This window comes from Pseudomonas persica, from assembly GCF_900291015.1.
In the GTDB taxonomy this organism is placed as follows: domain Bacteria; phylum Pseudomonadota; class Gammaproteobacteria; order Pseudomonadales; family Pseudomonadaceae; genus Aquipseudomonas.
In genome coordinates, this window is record NZ_OLKL01000017.1 from 1 (window position 1) to 15,917 (window position 15,917).

The following is a 15,917-nucleotide window of genomic DNA, read 5'->3' on the forward strand; positions in this document are numbered from 1 at the left end:
TCCTTACGGCGAGTTACTTTTTGTCGCGACAAAAAGTAACCAAAAAACGCTGCGCTCCCATCATCCGGCCCCTACGCTGCGCTCCGGGGTTCCCTCACTCCGGCCTTGCTCCCGGGAGGACCGCGCTGCAGGCCCCATCCTGGGGCCCAGCGCTTGACGGGCATCCATGCCCGTCACCTCCCTCCGCAAGGCCTGCGTTCGGCCTCCTGAAGTCGCGAAGATCAAGATCAAGATCAAGATCAAGATCAAGATCAAGAGCGAGCAGGTCTGGTGGTGACTCAATGTGCCAGTGAGATGCGCCGCTGCTATTGCAAAGGTGGCGTGGGGGCGAGCCCAAGAATCAGATTTAACACCTTTCTTGTAGGCCGTTTCCCAAAGAAACTCCCAACGCCTATTCTCCGTTGCGCGCGCCAAATGCGGTCTCTAGTCTCGGCATGTCGTTGACCTTCAATGACCGGGTTAGCCGCCCGAAATCGTCAGACACCGCAGCCGTGCAATACCGAGTAATCGGCATTGGCGCCTTATGGCGGCTGTGCGTGGGGCACCTGCGGGTGCGCCGGGTGCCTGACGTCCCGGTCGGCTAACCCACGTACAGCTGCCACCATACTGTTTAGCCGCGGTTGGTGGTCGCTTCACTACGACAGGAGCCTTAAATGACCACCGAAGACACGAAATGCACAGTTGGCAAAACCATATTCTTTCAAGGTGAAAACCAGACCCACCCCCTGTTCCGCATCGAACCCGGCATCTCCAGCCAGAATGCCCGCGAACACCGGCGCAGCCGGTGTCAGCCACCGCGTTGGACGCTTCGCGGGCACGCCCGCTCCCACAGAGGCCGCGTCGCGCTTGCGAAATGAGTTCCGATCCCGGCCTGCGCCGGAGTTGGTTCAAGCCTGCTTGAGCAGCAACGCCACCCCCGGGAAATACTGCCCCAGCTCGTTGTGCAACTTGCGATAGGCATACGGGAAATACCAGGCGATCGCGCAGGCGGTATGTTTCTGCAGGTCGTCGACCAGGTCTTGCAACTCCTCGGGGCTGGCGTGCTGGCCGGCCTTCCATGGGCTGATGAACAGCGCGCCGGCCTTCAACTGGCTGGGGTAGGCCACCTGGCGGGCAAGGGCGGCGGTCTGCTGCAAGGCGGCCGCCATGTCCAGCCGGGCGATTTTTGGCCAGCGCTGGCTGACACTGAGGTACAGCGCTTCGTCGGCACTGCTGATCGACAGATCGCAGCGCCCTTCGTATTCACCTTCATCACGTTGCTTCTTGCCGGCAAACTGCTGCAGCGCGGCCAGCTCGGCCTGCCAGGCCGCTGCGGCAAGCAGCCCGGCATTGGCAGCTGCGCCATGCCAGTACGGTGCTTCGGCATCGCCGGAAAACTGGTTGAAGCGGTCGATGCAGTCGCCCCAGCGCTCCAGCACCGGGGCGAGAAACTCCAGGCGCGGGTTGTTGATGATCTGGCCTCGCATGCTGCGCTCTCCTGTTGTTGTTGTGATCGCGTTCAGCTGAAAGTGATGGCTATGTGATATCACTGTATTCAGTGTGGCACAACCGGCTGAATTGGCCATTACTCGGGCGATGGCTGTTCGGCTGCAAAGCGGCCTGCTTCGATTGACGCTCCGGGTGCAACCCTCTAACCTTCGCGCGTGTTTCAGGTGCCCTGCCAGCCCCGTCTGGGCAGGGTGAAACTGGGAAGCCGGTGGGTGCCAGCATGGCGCGATTCCGGCGCTGCCCCCGCAACGGTAGGTGAGTCGCGGCCGCGCAGGGCCACTGGGTGCCAGCACCCGGGAAGGCGCGCAGGCCTGGGCCCAGGCCCGCTCACAAGCCCGGAGACCGGCCTGATACTGCCAACGGCATCACGGAGGGTGATGCGCGGTGCACCGTGGCGTTCGGCCACGGCCCCTGCGCGTTCTCCGTCTGCCTGCCTATTACCTGTTGCCGCGCGTTGCCGTGGTGCCAGCCAGCGGAGAACCCTGATGAGCGAATCCACCGAACGCGACGAACGCCACCTGGCGCGCATGCAGCGCAAGAAGGCGATCATCGACGAACGCATCGCCAATTCCCCCAACGAATGCGGCCTGCTGCTGGTGCTGACCGGCAATGGCAAGGGCAAGAGCAGCTCAGCCTTCGGTATGCTCGCGCGCGCCCTGGGCCACGGTATGCAGTGCGGTGTGGTGCAGTTCATCAAGGGCCGCAACAGCACCGGCGAAGAGCTGTTCTTCCGCCGCTTCCCCGAGCAGGTGCGCTACCACGTGATGGGCGAAGGCTTTACCTGGGAAACCCAGGACCGCCAGCGCGACATCGCCGCCGCCGAAGCGGCCTGGGCCGTGTCGCGCCAGTTGCTGCAGGACCCGAGCGTGCAGTTTGTGGTGCTCGATGAACTGAACATCGCCCTCAAGCACGGCTACCTCGACCTTGACCAGGTGCTGTCCGACATCCAGGCCCGCCCGCCGATGCAGCATGTGATCGTCACGGGCCGTGCCGCGAAACCCGAGATGATCGAGCTGGCCGACACCGTGACCGAGATGGGCATGCTCAAGCACGCCTTCCAGGCCGGCATCCGCGCTCAGAAGGGCGTCGAACTGTGAGCCAGCCGCGCCATTGCCCCGCGGTGCTGATCGCGGCACCGGCCTCTGGCCAGGGCAAGACCACCGTCACCGCCGCCCTGGCCCGTCTGCACCGCAACCTCGGGCGCAAGGTACGGGTGTTCAAGTGCGGGCCCGACTTTCTCGACCCGATGATCCTCGAGCGCGCCAGCGGCGCGCCGGTGTACCAGCTCGACCTATGGATGATTGGCGCCGAGGAGAGCCGCCGCCTGCTGTGGGAAGCAGCCGGCGAGGCCGACCTGATTCTGATCGAAGGGGTGATGGGGCTGTTCGATGGCACGCCGTCCAGCGCCGACCTGGCGCGCCACTTCGGCGTGCCGGTGCTGGCGGTGATCGACGGCACGGCCATGGCCCAGACCTTCGGCGCCCTGGCCCTGGGCCTGGCACGCTACCAGGCGGACCTGCCGTTTGCCGGTGTGCTGGCCAACCGGATGGGCAGCCTGCGCCACGCGCAACTGCTGGAAGGCAGCCTGACCGAAGGCCTGCGCTGGTATGGCGGTTTGTCCCGTGAGCGCGGTATCGAGCTGCCCAGCCGCCACTTGGGGCTGGTCCAGGCCAGCGAGCTGAACGACCTGGACGCCCGCCTGGACGCCGCTGCCGAGGCCCTCGGCGCTAGTTGCGATGCTGCCTTGCCGCCGCCTGTGGCCTTTGCCGAACCCGAGCCGCAGGCCAGTGCTGCCTCGTTGGCCGGTGTGCGCATTGGCGTGGCGCGGGACGAGGCGTTCGCCTTTACCTATGGCGCCAACCTTGACCTGCTGCGCAAGTTGGGCGCGCAGCTTGAGTTCTTCTCGCCGCTGCATGATCGTGAACTGCCGGCGGTGGACAGCCTGTACCTGCCGGGGGGCTATCCGGAGCTGCACCACCACGCGTTGGCCGCTAACGCGCCGATGAGCGAAGCGATCCGCGCCCATCACGCCCAGGGCAAGCCGTTGCTGGCCGAGTGCGGCGGCATGCTGTACCTGCTCGATGCCCTGACCGACGTGGCCGGCGAGCGCGCCGAGCTGCTCGGCCTGCTGCCGGGCGAAGCGACCATGCAGAAGCGCCTGGCAGCCCTGGCGCTGCAGGCGGTGGAACTGCCGGAAGGCACCCTGCGTGGTCACACCTATCACCATTCGCTGACCAGTACCGCACTGGAGCCGATCGCCCGAGGCCTGAGCCCCAACGGTGGGCGTGGCAACGAAGCGGTGTACCGCCTGGGGCGCCTGACGGCCTCCTACGTGCACTTCTACTTCCCCTCCAACCCGGATGCGGCGGCGGCGCTGTTGCGACCATGAGCAAACACGCCTACAGCGACGCCGAGCGCGCCGCGATCTACCGGGCTATCGGCGAGCGCCGTGACATGCGCCATTTCGCCGGTGGCGAGGTAGCCCCGGAACTGCTGGGCCGCTTGCTGGCCGCCGCACACCAGGCGCCGAGCGTCGGGCTGATGCAGCCCTGGCGTTTCATCCGTATCACCCAACGCGACTTGCGTGCACGCATCCAGGCCCTGGTGGAAGCAGAGCGGGTGCGCACCGCCGAAGCCTTGGGCGAACGCTCCGACGCCTTCATGAAACTGAAGGTGGAAGGCATTCACGACTGCGCGGAACTGCTGGTGGCCGCCCTGATGGACAACCGCGAGCCGCATATCTTCGGCCGCCGCACCCTGCCGGAAATGGACCTGGCCTCGCTGGCCTGCGCCATCCAGAACCTGTGGCTGGCTGCCCGTGGCGAAGGCCTGGGCATGGGCTGGGTGTCGCTGTTCGACCCGCAGGCGCTGGCGGCGCTGCTGGGCATGCCGGCCGGGGCCAAGCCGGTCGCGGTGCTGTGCCTGGGGCCGGTGACCGAGTTCTACCCGGCACCGATGCTGGTGCTGGAAAACTGGGCCGAGGAACGGCCCTTGAGTGAAATGCTCTTTGAGAACCAATGGGGAGAACGCCAATGAGCGTGGCCTTGCTGACCGTGGCCGGCGTGGCCCTGGATGCCTTGCTGGGCGAACCGCAGCGGCGCCACCCGTTGGTGGCCTTCGGCAACATGGCCAGTAACCTCGAGCGCCGCCTGAATGCCGGTGGGCGTGGCTGGCGCAGCCATGGGGTGAGCGCATGGTTCCTGGCCGTGGTACCGCTTACCCTGGTGGCGCTGATCCTGTCCTGGCTGCCGTACATCGGCTGGCTGGTCGACGTGCTGGCACTGTATTGCGCCGTCGGGCTGCGCAGCCTGGGCGAACACGTGTTGCCGGTGGCCAGTGCCTTGCGCCAGGGTGACCTGCAGGAAGCGCGGCGCCGTGTGGGCTACCTGGTCAGCCGCGAAACCCGCGAACTGGACGAGCCCGCCGTGGCCCGGGCGGCCACCGAATCGGTGCTGGAGAACGGCAGTGACGCGGTGTTCGCCGCACTGTTCTGGTTCGTGCTGGCCGGCGCGCCGGGCGTGGTGCTGTACCGCCTGAGCAACACCCTGGACGCCATGTGGGGCTACCGCAATGAACGCTTCGAACGCTTCGGCTGGTGCGCGGCGCGCGTCGACGATGTGCTCAACTATATTCCCGCCAGGCTGGTGGCATTGAGCTACGCGCTGCTGGGCAGGACCCGCCTGGCCCTGGCCTGCTGGCGCAAGCAGGGCCCGCTGTGGGACAGCCCCAATGCCGGGCCGGTGATGGCCGCCGGTGCTGGTGCGTTAGGGGTGGAGCTCGGAGGCCCGGCGGTGTACCACGGCGAGTTGCATGAGCGGCCACGCCTGGGTGACGGGCCAATGGCCAACGCCGATGCCATCGAGCGCGGCTGGAGCCTGGTGCAGCGCGGCGTATGGCTGTGGCTGCTGGTGATCTGCCTGGGGGCCTACATCAATGCTTGAACACGGAGGCCGCCTGCTGCGGGCGGCACGGCAATACGGCATCGCCCGCGAGCAGTGGCTCGACCTGTCCAGCGGCATTGCGCCATGGCCTTTCCCGATTCCACCGATTCCCATGGAGGCCTGGGCGCGCCTGCCGGAGACCGAGGACGGCCTGGAAGACGCCGCGCGGGCGTATTACGGCGCTCGCCAATTGTTGCCGGTGGCCGGTTCCCAGGCCGCGATCCAGGCCTTGCCGCTGCTGCGCGCAGCCGGCCGGGCAGGGGTGCTGACGCCGTGCTATGCCGAGCACCCATACGCCTGGCAACGGGCGGGGCACCAGGTACTGGAGCTGGACGAAGCGCAGGTCGAGGCGACGCTCGACAGCCTCGACGTGTTGGTGCTGGTCAACCCCAACAACCCCACCGGCCGCCGGGTGCCGCGTGAACGCCTGCTGGATTGGCATGCACGCCTGGCCGCCCGTGGTGGCTGGTTGTTGGTCGACGAAGCGTTCATGGACAACACCCCGGCGGATGGCGTGGTCGATTGTGCCGAGCGCCCGGGGCTGATTGTGCTGCGCTCGTTCGGAAAGTTCTTCGGCCTGGCCGGCGTGCGCCTGGGGTTCGTTGCCGCCGAACGCAGCCTGCTGCTGCGCCTGGCCGAGTTGCTTGGCCCGTGGACCGTCAATGGCCCGACCCGGGTGCTGGCCCAGGCCAGCCTGGCCGACCACGCCGCACAGCGTGTGCAGGTCGAACGCTGTGCTGCCGCCAGCCAGCGGCTGGCTATATTGTTGCGCAGCGCAGGCCTGGTGCCCAGCGGCAGCTGTGACCTGTTCCAGTACGTGCGCAGCGAGCACGCTGCGCAACTGCATGATTTTCTCGCCCGCCGCGGCATCCTGGTGCGGCTGTTCGAGCAGCCGCTGGCGGTACGCCTTGGGCTGCCGGCCTGTGCGGCGGACGAACAGCGCCTGGCCCAGGCCCTGGCGGCCTACCAAAAGGAAACGGCATGACCACCCTCATGGTGCAAGGCACCACCTCCGACGCCGGCAAGAGTACGCTGGTGACCGCGCTGTGCCGCTGGCTGTTGCGCCAGGGCGTCGGCGTGGTGCCGTTCAAACCGCAGAACATGGCGCTGAACAGCGCGGTGACCGCCGACGGCGGTGAAATCGGCCGGGCCCAGGCGGTGCAGGCCCAGGCCTGCCGGCTGGAACCACACACCGACATGAACCCGGTGCTGCTCAAGCCCAACAGCGACACCGGCGCCCAGGTGATTATCCACGGCCGTGCCGTCACCAGCATGAACGCGGTGGCCTACCACGACTACAAGGCTATCGCCATGCAGGCGGTGCTGGCTTCGCACCAGCGCCTGAGCGCTGCCTGGCCGGTAGTCATGGTCGAAGGCGCGGGCTCGCCGGCGGAGATCAACCTGCGTGCCGGCGACATCGCCAACATGGGCTTTGCCGAAGCGGTGGACTGCCCGGTGATCCTGGTTGCCGACATCAATCGCGGCGGCGTGTTCGCCCATCTGGTGGGCACGCTGGAGCTGCTGTCGCCCAGTGAGCAGGAACGGGTCAAGGGCTTTGTCATCAACCGCTTCCGCGGCGACATCGCCTTGCTGCAGCCGGGGCTGGACTGGCTGCAGCAGCGCACTGGCAAACCGGTGCTGGGGGTGCTGCCGTATGTCACCGACCTGCATCTGGAAGCTGAAGACGGCATCGATGTGCGCCAGGGGGCGAAGACCGAGCGCGTGCTCAAGGTGATCGTCCCGGTGTTGCCGCGCATCAGCAACCACACCGACTTCGACCCACTGCGCCTGCACCCGCAGGTGGACCTGCAGTTCATCGGCCCGGGCCAGCCGATCCCGGCCGCCGACCTGATCATCCTGCCGGGTTCCAAGAGTGTACGCGGCGACCTGGCACAATTGCGTGAGCGTGGTTGGGACACGGCCATCGCCCGGCACCTGCGTTATGGCGGCAAGCTGATCGGAATCTGCGGTGGCCTGCAGATGCTGGGCCGCGAAGTGCATGACCCGCTTGGTCTCGAAGGGACCGCAGGCTCGAGCCCAGGGCTTGGCCTGTTCGATTACGCCACGGTGCTCGAAGCCGAAAAGCAACTGCGCAACGTTGCTGGCACACTGAACCTCGAAGCAGTCCCGGTTGCCGGTTATGAAATTCATGCCGGCGTCACTATCGGGCCTGCCCTGGAGCAGCCTGCCGTGCAACTTGCCGATGGCCGTTGCGATGGTGCTGTCAGTGCCGATGGCCAGATACTTGCCACCTATTTGCACGGCCTGTTCGAAGGCAGCCAGTCGTGCGCAGCACTGCTGCGCTGGGCGGGCCTGGAGGATGTGCAGACCGTCGATTACCAGGCCCTGCGCGAACGCGATATCGAGCGCCTGGCCGACCTGGTGGAAAAGCACCTGGACACCGCGCGCCTGCGCCAACTCTGCGGGGTGGCCTGACATGCTCAACCTGATCCTCGGCGGCGCCCGCTCGGGCAAGAGCCGCCTGGCCGAACAGCTGGCCAGCGCCAGTGGCCTGGCGGTGACCTACATCGCCACCAGCCAGCCGCTGGATGGTGAAATGAATGAACGCGTGCTGCTGCACCGCCAGCGTCGCCCCGATGATTGGGGCTTGATCGAAGAACCCTTGGCCCTGGCCGCAGTATTGCGCGCCGAGGCGGCCGAGGGGCGCTGCCTGCTGGTGGATTGCCTGACCCTGTGGCTGACCAACCTGCTGATGCTCGAAGACGACCAGCGCCTGGCCGAGGAGCGTGATGCGCTGCTGGCCTGCCTTCAACAGTTGCCGGGCACGGTCATCCTGGTCAGTAACGAAACCGGCCTGGGCGTCGTGCCCATGGGCGAGCTGACCCGGCGCTATGTCGACCTGGCCGGCTGGCTGCATCAGGCCGTGGCCGAACGCTGTCAGCGCGTGGTGCTGACCGTGGCGGGCCTGCCCCTAATGCTCAAAGGACCTGCACTATGACCCAAGCCTGGTGGCGTGACGCCTGCCAACCCCTCGACAACGCCGCCATGGACCAGGCTCGCGCCCGCCAGCAGCAGCTGACCAAACCTGCCGGTTCGCTCGGCCAGCTGGAAGGCCTGGCCATTCAGCTGGCTGGCCTGCAGGGGCGTGAGCGGCCAACGCTGGAGCACGCCGCAATCAGCATTTTTGCCGGTGACCACGGTGTGGTCGAGGAAGGCATCTCGGCCTACCCGCAAGCGGTGACCGGACAGATGCTGCGCAACTTCGTCGGCGGTGGCGCGGCGATCAGCGTGCTGGCGCGCCAGCTGCAGGCAAGCCTGGAAGTGGTCGACCTGGGCACCATCGACCCGCATCTGGAACTGCCTGGTGTGCGCCATCTGCGCCTGGGCGTCGGTACCGCCAACTTTGCCCGCCAGCCAGCGATGACCGAGGGCCAGTTGCAGGCCGCCCTGCAGGCCGGTCGCGATAGTGCCCTGCGCGCCGCCGAACAGGGCGCGCTGCTGTTCATCGGTGGCGAGATGGGTATTGGCAACACCACGGCTGCCGCAGCCCTGGCCAGCGTCCTGCTGGGCTGCCCGCCAGCTCAATTGAGTGGCCCGGGTACCGGCCTGGACCACGCCGGGGTGCGGCACAAGGCCGAGGTCATTGAGCGGGCGCTGAGCCTGCATGGTTTGCGCGCCGAAGCCCCCTTGCAGGCACTGGGCTGTGTCGGCGGCTTCGAGATCGCGGCGTTGGCCGGTGCCTACATTGGCTGCGCGCAGGCGGGTATCGCAGTGCTGGTGGACGGTTTCATCTGCAGCGTCGCCGCGTTGCTGGCGGTGCGCCTCAACCCGCAGTGCCGGGCCTGGCTGCTGTTCGCTCACCAAGGCGCAGAGCCCGGGCACAAAACCGTGCTCGACGCGTTGCAGGCCGAGCCGTTGCTGGCACTGGGCCTGCGCCTGGGCGAGGGCAGTGGGGCTGCCCTGGCCGTGCCGCTGTTACGCCTGGCCTGTGCGTTGCACGGGCAGATGGCGACCTTCGCCGAGGCGGCGGTGGCGGACCGTCCGACATGATCCTCGACCTGCTGCGCCATGGTGAAACGGAACAGGGCGGCCTGCGGGGCAGCCTTGATGATGCCCTGACCGACAAAGGCTGGGCGCAGATGCGTGGCGCCGTGGCCGAGGCCGGCCCGTGGGAGGTTCTGGTCAGTTCGCCGCTGCAGCGCTGTGCGCGTTTTGCCGAGGAACTGGGCGAGCAGTTGAAGCTCCCCGTACAGCGCGAAGCGGCGTTGCAGGAGCTGCATTTTGGCGACTGGGAGGGCCGTAGTGCGGCGCAGATCATGGAAGACCAGGCGGACGCGCTGGGGCGCTTCTGGGCGGACCCTTACGCGTTTACGCCGCCCAATGGCGAGCCGGTCGAGGCGTTCGCCGAGCGTGTGCTGACGGCTGTCGAGCGCCTGGGCCGTCAGCATGCCGGCAAGCGTGTGCTGCTGGTCACCCATGGCGGCGTGATACGGCTGCTGCTGGCGCGTGCCCGTGGCTTGCCGAGAGCGCAGTTGCTGCAAGTCGAGGTCGGCCACGCTGCGCTGATGCGCCTGCTGCCGGGTGACGACGGCCAGTGGGTCGAGGGGCGCTGAGATGTTGCCGTTGTGGATCGCCTTGCAGTTTCTCAGCAGCCTGCCGGTGAGTCTGCCGGGCATGCCGGCCCCACGCGAGGTGGGGCGTTCGCTGCTCTGCTACCCGCTGGTCGGGTTGCTGTTCGGCCTGTTGCTGTGGCTGGCCAGCCATTTGCTCCAGGGCACGCCGGCGCCGCTGCACGCGGCCATGCTGCTGACGTTGTGGGTGTTGCTCAGTGGCGCCTTGCACCTGGATGGCCTGGCGGACAGTGCCGACGCTTGGCTGGGCGGTTTCGGTGACCGCGAGCGCACCTTGCAGATCATGAAGGACCCGCGTAGCGGGCCGATTGCCGTGGTCACCCTGGTGCTGGTGCTGTTGCTGAAGTTCTGCGCCTTGTGGGGGCTGGTCGAGCAGGGCGTCGGCGTGCAGTTGCTGCTGGCACCGCTGATCGGGCGGGCGGCGATGCTCGGACTGTTCCTGACTACGCCTTATGTGCGTCAGGGTGGTTTGGGGCAGGCGCTGGCCGAGCACCTGCCCCGGTGTGCGGCCGGGTGGGTGCTGCTGGGCTGTGCGCTCTTCTGCCTGGTTCTGGGGGGATGGAGCGTGGTGCTGGCGTTGGCGGTGTTTGCCTGGTTGCGACAACTGATGTGCCGGCGCCTGGGCGGGACTACCGGCGATACTGCTGGTGCAATGCTGGAGTTGCTCGAACTGGCCGTGGTGCTGGGGTTGGCGTTGGGACTCTGAGCCTTTGCTCAGGCCGCTCCACAAATGACCGCGTAAGCAGGATGGTTCTGTAGGGGGGCTGAGCTCAACGTGCCGGTAAATTCCTGAAAAACTCGGCAAGAACCGACATTCTTTCACCGGCGTATGCTTGCCCCTCCGCTAACTGTCGAGGAGTGTTCCCACCATGCGTCATGTCATTCTCGCTGCGTTGTTGTTGGCCATGGGGCCGGCTGCCGTGGCAGCCGATCTCATGGCTTTCTGGAACACCCCCCGCCACGGTGGCAACAGCTTCAACCGGCTACCACCCGATCAAGCCTATTTCGATGCCTTGAGCGCCTATGGCGCGACCTGGGTGCGGCTGTCCTACGACAAATGGCAGCCAGCAAAACGAGACTTCCTCCTCGGCGATGCCGATGCCTATCAAGGCCTGCCAGCCGCCGACCTGGCCATGTTGCGCGCTACCCTCGACCGTGCCCATCAGTCTGGCCTCAAGGTGGTCATCGCGCCGCTCTCGCTACCCGGCATGCGCTGGTCGCAAAACAACCAGGGCCAGTTCGACGACCGCCTCTGGCAAGACAAACGCTACTGGTTGCAGGCTGCGGCCTTCTGGCGGGATCTGGCGCGCGCGCTGAAAGGCCACCCGGCCATCGCCGCCTACAACCTTATCAACGAGCCCGCCCCGGAGAAGCAAGGTGGCCTGGCCGAGCATGCCGACCCCGGGCAAATGCAGCAGTGGTATGCACGGCAGCAGGGCAGTGCGCGTGATCTGCCCGCCCTGTATCGGCAGTTGATAGCGGCCATTCGCGAGGAGGACGCGGATACGCCGGTCATGCTTGATGCCGGCTGGTTCGCCGCCGCCGACGCATTCGATTACTGGCCGGCACCTCTGGAAGACCAGCGGGTGCTGTACAGCGTGCACATGTACGAGCCCTATCTGGTGACCAGCGCACCGAACATGACGCGCAAGCAACCCATCGCCTATCCCGGCCCGGCACCGTTCGCGGGGCAAACGCAGCAGTGGGATGGTCAGCGTGTGGCGCAGTACCTGCGCCAGCCGCTGGACTGGGCCGAGGCCATGAAGCTGCCGCGCTCGCGCCTGGTGGTGGGCGAGTTCGGCTGCATGCGCAGATTGCCGGGCTGCCGGCAATACCTGGAAGACGTGCTCAGCGTGCTGGATCGCTACCGGTTGCATTGGGCCTTCTACAGCTTCCGTGAAGATAACTGGGACGGCATGGACTATGAGCTGGGCTCGGCCAAGGTGCCGTGGCGCTATTGGCAGGCCATCGAGCAGGGCGCTCCAGACCCGCTGGCGCGCAAGGCTACGGTGGAGTTCGAGCCGATTCGCAGGCGCTTGAACCCGGGCAAAGGGTAATGCCTGTCAGTTAGGTAATTTGGGGCCGCGTTGCGGCCGATCGCCGGCAAGCCACAGGGATCGCGCCATTCCTGAATTCTGCGCGGTCCCTGTGGGAGATGGCCCAGCCCTTTGGTCTGCGCTGTCGCATAGAGAACTGAATTCGCAAGCGGTCCTTGCATCCTGTGGGAGCGGCTTTAGCCGCGAAGAATCCAACGCGGTGCATGGCACCGGCTGCGCCGGTGTTCGCGGCTAAAGCCGCTCCCACAGGGGCCCTGCTAATTCAACGAGTTATGTGCAGTTCTATGAGAGCTGGCTTGCCGGCGATGGGCTGCGTAGCCGCCCCGTTAACGCTTTCTCTTGCAACGCTACCGATACGGGTATATACACGTATCCATGCTGACCAGTGAATGCATCTGTACCCATCTGCGTCGTGCCGCCCGTGGGGTGAGCCGGCATTACGACGAGGCCCTTGCCGGTTTCGGGGTCAATGTCGCCCAGTTTTCCCTGTTGCGTCATCTGCAACGGCTCGACCGCCCCAGTATCACCACCCTGGCAGAGGCCATGGGTCTGGAGCGCAGTACCCTGGGGCGCAACCTGCGGGTGCTGGAGGCGGAAGGGCTGGTGGCCCTGACCGATGGCGACGACCAGCGCAACCGCGTGGTGCTGCTGACCGAGGCCGGTAAGCAGTTGCTGCGCGCTGCCCATCCGGCCTGGGAACAGGCCCAGACCGAGTTGGTGGAACGGCTGGGGGCAGGGCAGCGGGATGAACTGGTGCGCTTGCTGGGCCAATTGGCTTGAGTTGATACGACTATATGCGGGTATATACCCGTAAAAACCTTGCGATGTGCTGGAGATAACGACAATGACTTCGGTGTGGCGAACCAGCGGGTGGATATTGGTGGGGGCAGCGTTGATCCTGGCGCTATCCTTGGGTGTGCGGCACGGCTTCGGCCTGTTCCTGGCGCCGATGAGCGCCGACTTCGGCTGGGGGCGTGAGGTGTTCGCCTTCGCCATTGCCTTGCAAAACCTGATCTGGGGGCTGGCGCAACCGTTCGCCGGCGCCCTGGCCGACCGCCTGGGTGCGGCGCGGGTGGTGATCATTGGCGGTATTCTCTACGCTGCCGGCTTGATGCTGATGGGCATGGCCGATTCAGCCTGGTCGTTGTCGCTGAGTGCCGGCTTGCTGATCGGTATCGGCCTGTCCGGCACCTCGTTCTCGGTCATCCTCGGCGTGGTCGGGCGCGCCGTACCGGCGGAGAAGCGCAGCATGGCCATGGGCATTGCCAGCGCTGCCGGTTCTTTCGGCCAGTTCGCCATGTTGCCGGGCACCCTCGGCCTGATCCAGTGGCTGGGCTGGTCCGCAGCATTGCTGGTGCTGGGCCTGTTGGTGGCGTTGATTGTGCCTTTCGTCGGCCTGCTGCGCGATCGCCCGCTGCCAAGTCATGGCGCCGAACAGACCTTGGGCCAGGCCTTGCGCGAGGCGTGCTCGCACTCAGGCTTCTGGTTGCTGGCGCTGGGCTTCTTCGTTTGTGGTTTCCAGGTGGTGTTCATTGGCGTGCACCTGCCGGCCTACCTGGTCGACCAGCACCTGGCCGCGACCACCGGCACCACGGTGCTGGCGCTGGTAGGCCTGTTCAATATCGTCGGTACTTTCACCGCCGGCTGGCTGGGTGGGCGCATGTCCAAGCCGCGCCTGCTGACCGGGCTGTACCTGTTGCGTGCGGTAGTGATCGTGCTGTTCCTCTGGGCACCAGTGACTGAATTCAGCGCTTACCTGTTCGGCATCGCAATGGGCCTGCTATGGCTGTCCACGGTGCCACTGACCAATGGCACGGTGGCCACGGTGTTCGGCGTGCGCAACCTGTCCATGCTTGGCGGTATCGTCTTCCTGTTCCACCAGTTGGGCGCCTTCCTGGGTGGCTGGTTGGGCGGGGTAGTGTATGACCGCACCGGCAGCTACGACCTGGTCTGGCAGGTTTCCATCCTGCTCAGCCTGTTGGCTGCCGCCCTTAACTGGCCCGTGCGCGAACGCCCGGTCGCCCGCCTGCAGGCCCAGGCGGCATGAACCGCTACCTGGCTCGAGGGCTACTGGCTGTTGCCGCCCTGTTGCTGCTGGCGCTGGTGTGGTGGGGCTGGCACAAGGGCGGGATGGCGTTGATGCAACTGGGCATGAGTGTTTGTTAGGCGCTACCCTGCAAGTTCAAGGATTGTCTTGCGGGAGAAACGAGTCATGCGTGCACATTGGTTGACGGTGCCGGTGCTGGCCCTGCTTGCCAGCGCATCGAGCTGGGCTACTGACTGCCCGGCGTTGTTGCAGGGCAGTCTGCCGGAGTTGCGGGGCAAGGGGCAGGTCGACCTGTGCCAGCGCTTTGCCGGCAAGCCGCTGGTGGTGGTGAATACGGCCAGTTATTGCGGATTTGCGCCGCAGTTCGAAGGGTTGGAGGCTACTTACAAGGAGTATCACGGACAAGGTCTGGAGATGCTTGGCGTGCCGTCCAACGACTTCAAGCAGGAAGACGCTGACAGCGAGAAGACCGCCAAGGTCTGTTATGCCAACTACGGTGTCACTTTCACCATGACCAAGACGCAGGCGGTGCGGGGCGCGGATGCGATACCGCTGTTCGCTGAACTGGCCAGCCAGAGCAGTGCGCCGAAATGGAACTTCTACAAGTACGTGGTGGATCGCAAGGGCAAGGTAATTGATAACTTTTCCAGCCTGACCAAGCCGGATGATCCTGCGTTCCGGGCGGCCATCGAAAAGGCTATTGCCTCGAAGCCATAACCTGGCTGCTCTTGCTCTTGCTCTTGCTCTTGCTTCGGCTTTTGCTTCTAAGCGCGCGGTAGTTCAGGCGCCGCTGATTGCGACTTCAGGAGGCCGAGCGAAGGGCTTGCGGAGGGAGGTGACGGGCATGGATGCCCGTCAAGCGCTGAGGCCCCATGGATGGGGCCTGCAGCGCGTACTCCCGGGAGCAAGCCCGTAGCGAGGGAACCCCGTAGCGAAGCGGAGGGGCCGGATGATGGGAGCGCAGCGTTTTTTGGTTACTTTTTGTCGCGTTTGACAAAAAGTGACCCGCCGTAAGGGCGGAAAGGTGAATAAGCGCCACCTTCGAAAATGAATGTTGACCTCGTTGTTGATGCCCACGCTTGAAAGCGAAGAGCGAAGAGCGGAAAAGTACTGGTTTTGATCTCGCGCATAGTCCATTTGCGATGGCGACGCTTACTCACCTTTTCGCCCTTACGGCGAGTCACTTTTTGTCAAACGCGACAAAAAGTAACCAAAAAACGCTGCGCTCCCATCATCCGGCCCCTGCGCTGCGCTCCGGGGTTCCCTCACTCCGGCCTTGCTCCCGGGAGGACCGCGCTGCAGGCCCCATCCTGGGGCCCAGCGCTTGACGGGCATCCATGCCCGTCACCTCCCTCCGCAAGGCCTGCGTTCGGCCTCCTGAAGTCGCGAAGATCAAGATCAAGATCAAGATCAAGATCAAGATCAAGATCAAGATCAAGATCAAGATCAAAGTCAAAAGCAGGGAACGTGCCCGGGTTTCGGGTTACTTCACTTTGCATGCACCGTCATCGCCACCAACCGCACCACCACCGGCCTGACCATCAACACACAAACGAACGCCACAGGCATCGCCAACTGGTATGCCTTCAGTACGTTGCCGAGGTATTCGGGGTTGACTCCGGCATTCGCTGCTGTGATCACGAAACACATCAACAACGCCATGATCGACGACATGTAGAAGGCAAAAACGTAGGGTGTGGCGCTCGGGTGCAATTTGCGTCGGCTGCGTGCCTGGGACAGGTTGCTCATGCGAACTCCTGAAAGGTAAGTAAAGGCGCAGGTTAGCAACGCA

At 65.4% G+C, this 15,917-nt stretch carries 17 protein-coding genes, 1 pseudogene and 1 riboswitch; of the genes and pseudogenes, 16 read left to right on the top strand and 2 right to left on the bottom strand.

Translation table 11 applies throughout. The features are described 5' to 3' along the window. Positions 1–653: 653 nt before the first annotated feature. A pseudogene (locus tag FQ664_RS28205) lies at positions 654–770 on the top strand (DUF3077 domain-containing protein); the annotation flags it as partial. 117 nt (positions 771–887) lie between these two features. Here FQ664_RS28205 and FQ664_RS08695 read toward each other — a convergent pair. Continuing rightward, positions 888–1,466 (bottom strand): hypothetical protein, encoded by a 579-nt coding sequence (locus FQ664_RS08695; RefSeq protein ID WP_144171580.1) that lies wholly within the window; start codon positions 1,464–1,466, stop codon positions 888–890. Between the two features lie 167 nt (positions 1,467–1,633). Then, positions 1,634–1,853, top strand: a riboswitch (cobalamin riboswitch). 120 nt (positions 1,854–1,973) lie between these two features. Here FQ664_RS08695 and cobO point away from each other — a divergent pair. From cobO to FQ664_RS08765, 15 genes are all read left to right on the top strand, one after another. Further along, entirely contained in the window at positions 1,974–2,585 is a 612-nt protein-coding gene (gene cobO, locus FQ664_RS08700) for a cob(I)yrinic acid a,c-diamide adenosyltransferase (protein ID WP_013971375.1), read from the top strand. Further along, on the top strand, positions 2,582–3,877 hold the full coding sequence (locus FQ664_RS08705) for a cobyrinic acid a,c-diamide synthase CobB (RefSeq protein ID WP_144171581.1): 1,296 nt from the start codon (positions 2,582–2,584) through the stop codon (positions 3,875–3,877). Before cobO ends, FQ664_RS08705 begins: the two co-directional genes overlap by 4 nt. After that, positions 3,874–4,524: a 5,6-dimethylbenzimidazole synthase gene (bluB, locus tag FQ664_RS08710; protein ID WP_144171582.1), complete on the top strand. Its 651-nt coding sequence runs from the start codon at positions 3,874–3,876 to the stop codon at positions 4,522–4,524. Before FQ664_RS08705 ends, bluB begins: the two co-directional genes overlap by 4 nt. Then, positions 4,521–5,429: an adenosylcobinamide-phosphate synthase CbiB gene (gene cbiB, locus FQ664_RS08715; RefSeq protein WP_144171583.1), complete on the top strand. Its 909-nt coding sequence runs from the start codon at positions 4,521–4,523 to the stop codon at positions 5,427–5,429. Before bluB ends, cbiB begins: the two co-directional genes overlap by 4 nt. Then, complete coding sequence (gene cobD, locus FQ664_RS08720) at positions 5,422–6,414, top strand: threonine-phosphate decarboxylase CobD (protein WP_144171584.1); 993 nt, start codon at positions 5,422–5,424, stop codon at positions 6,412–6,414. Before cbiB ends, cobD begins: the two co-directional genes overlap by 8 nt. Continuing rightward, on the top strand, positions 6,411–7,865 hold the full coding sequence (locus FQ664_RS08725) for a cobyric acid synthase (protein ID WP_144171585.1): 1,455 nt from the start codon (positions 6,411–6,413) through the stop codon (positions 7,863–7,865). The genes cobD and FQ664_RS08725 overlap by 4 nt, the downstream gene beginning before the upstream one ends. A 1-nt stretch (position 7,866) precedes the next feature. Further along, positions 7,867–8,388 carry a bifunctional adenosylcobinamide kinase/adenosylcobinamide-phosphate guanylyltransferase gene (gene cobU, locus FQ664_RS08730; protein ID WP_144171586.1) on the top strand — a complete coding sequence of 174 codons (522 nt, stop codon included), beginning with the start codon at positions 7,867–7,869 and terminating at the stop codon, positions 8,386–8,388. Next, the gene (gene cobT / locus FQ664_RS08735; RefSeq protein WP_144171587.1) at positions 8,385–9,440 is read left to right on the top strand and encodes a nicotinate-nucleotide--dimethylbenzimidazole phosphoribosyltransferase; all 1,056 of its coding nucleotides are present in this window, start codon (positions 8,385–8,387) and stop codon (positions 9,438–9,440) included. The genes cobU and cobT overlap by 4 nt, the downstream gene beginning before the upstream one ends. After that, a complete protein-coding gene (locus tag FQ664_RS08740) occupies positions 9,437–10,003 on the top strand; it encodes a histidine phosphatase family protein (RefSeq protein WP_144171588.1) in 567 nt (188 codons plus the stop codon). The genes cobT and FQ664_RS08740 overlap by 4 nt, the downstream gene beginning before the upstream one ends. A gap of 1 nt (position 10,004) precedes the next feature. After that, positions 10,005–10,727 (top strand): adenosylcobinamide-GDP ribazoletransferase, encoded by a 723-nt coding sequence (locus tag FQ664_RS08745; protein WP_144171589.1) that lies wholly within the window; start codon positions 10,005–10,007, stop codon positions 10,725–10,727. A gap of 163 nt (positions 10,728–10,890) precedes the next feature. Further along, positions 10,891–12,078 carry a glycoside hydrolase family 5 protein gene (locus FQ664_RS08750; RefSeq protein WP_144171590.1) on the top strand — a complete coding sequence of 396 codons (1,188 nt, stop codon included), beginning with the start codon at positions 10,891–10,893 and terminating at the stop codon, positions 12,076–12,078. 375 nt (positions 12,079–12,453) lie between these two features. Beyond that, positions 12,454–12,858 carry a MarR family winged helix-turn-helix transcriptional regulator gene (locus FQ664_RS08755; protein ID WP_144171591.1) on the top strand — a complete coding sequence of 135 codons (405 nt, stop codon included), beginning with the start codon at positions 12,454–12,456 and terminating at the stop codon, positions 12,856–12,858. A 64-nt stretch (positions 12,859–12,922) separates the two neighbouring features. Continuing rightward, positions 12,923–14,125: an MFS transporter gene (locus tag FQ664_RS08760; RefSeq protein ID WP_144171592.1), complete on the top strand. Its 1,203-nt coding sequence runs from the start codon at positions 12,923–12,925 to the stop codon at positions 14,123–14,125. Then, a complete protein-coding gene (locus tag FQ664_RS27745) occupies positions 14,122–14,244 on the top strand; it encodes a hypothetical protein (protein ID WP_075044023.1) in 123 nt (40 codons plus the stop codon). Before FQ664_RS08760 ends, FQ664_RS27745 begins: the two co-directional genes overlap by 4 nt. Positions 14,245–14,290: 46 nt before the next feature. Continuing rightward, on the top strand, positions 14,291–14,842 hold the full coding sequence (locus tag FQ664_RS08765; protein ID WP_144171593.1) for a glutathione peroxidase: 552 nt from the start codon (positions 14,291–14,293) through the stop codon (positions 14,840–14,842). Between the two features lie 771 nt (positions 14,843–15,613). Here FQ664_RS08765 and FQ664_RS08780 read toward each other — a convergent pair. Further along, on the bottom strand, positions 15,614–15,874 hold the full coding sequence (locus FQ664_RS08780) for a DUF2798 domain-containing protein (protein ID WP_144171595.1): 261 nt from the start codon (positions 15,872–15,874) through the stop codon (positions 15,614–15,616). Positions 15,875–15,917: the final 43 nt, after the last annotated feature.

Bases quoted from the DNA above. Each gene is read 5' to 3' on its own strand.
- FQ664_RS08695 (WP_144171580.1), bottom strand. From the start codon at position 1,466: ATGCGAGGCCAGATCATCAACAACCCGCGCCTGGAGTTTCTCGCCCCG.
- cobO (WP_013971375.1), top strand. From the start codon at position 1,974: ATGAGCGAATCCACCGAACGCGACGAACGCCACCTGGCGCGCATGCAG.
- bluB (WP_144171582.1), top strand. From the start codon at position 3,874: ATGAGCAAACACGCCTACAGCGACGCCGAGCGCGCCGCGATCTACCGG.
- cbiB (WP_144171583.1), top strand. From the start codon at position 4,521: ATGAGCGTGGCCTTGCTGACCGTGGCCGGCGTGGCCCTGGATGCCTTG.
- cobD (WP_144171584.1), top strand. From the start codon at position 5,422: ATGCTTGAACACGGAGGCCGCCTGCTGCGGGCGGCACGGCAATACGGC.
- FQ664_RS08725 (WP_144171585.1), top strand. From the start codon at position 6,411: ATGACCACCCTCATGGTGCAAGGCACCACCTCCGACGCCGGCAAGAGT.
- cobU (WP_144171586.1), top strand. From the start codon at position 7,867: ATGCTCAACCTGATCCTCGGCGGCGCCCGCTCGGGCAAGAGCCGCCTG.
- cobT (WP_144171587.1), top strand. From the start codon at position 8,385: ATGACCCAAGCCTGGTGGCGTGACGCCTGCCAACCCCTCGACAACGCC.
- FQ664_RS08740 (WP_144171588.1), top strand. From the start codon at position 9,437: ATGATCCTCGACCTGCTGCGCCATGGTGAAACGGAACAGGGCGGCCTG.
- FQ664_RS08745 (WP_144171589.1), top strand. From the start codon at position 10,005: ATGTTGCCGTTGTGGATCGCCTTGCAGTTTCTCAGCAGCCTGCCGGTG.
- FQ664_RS08750 (WP_144171590.1), top strand. From the start codon at position 10,891: ATGCGTCATGTCATTCTCGCTGCGTTGTTGTTGGCCATGGGGCCGGCT.
- FQ664_RS08755 (WP_144171591.1), top strand. From the start codon at position 12,454: ATGCTGACCAGTGAATGCATCTGTACCCATCTGCGTCGTGCCGCCCGT.
- FQ664_RS08760 (WP_144171592.1), top strand. From the start codon at position 12,923: ATGACTTCGGTGTGGCGAACCAGCGGGTGGATATTGGTGGGGGCAGCG.
- FQ664_RS27745 (WP_075044023.1), top strand. From the start codon at position 14,122: ATGAACCGCTACCTGGCTCGAGGGCTACTGGCTGTTGCCGCCCTGTTG.
- FQ664_RS08765 (WP_144171593.1), top strand. From the start codon at position 14,291: ATGCGTGCACATTGGTTGACGGTGCCGGTGCTGGCCCTGCTTGCCAGC.
- FQ664_RS08780 (WP_144171595.1), bottom strand. From the start codon at position 15,874: ATGAGCAACCTGTCCCAGGCACGCAGCCGACGCAAATTGCACCCGAGC.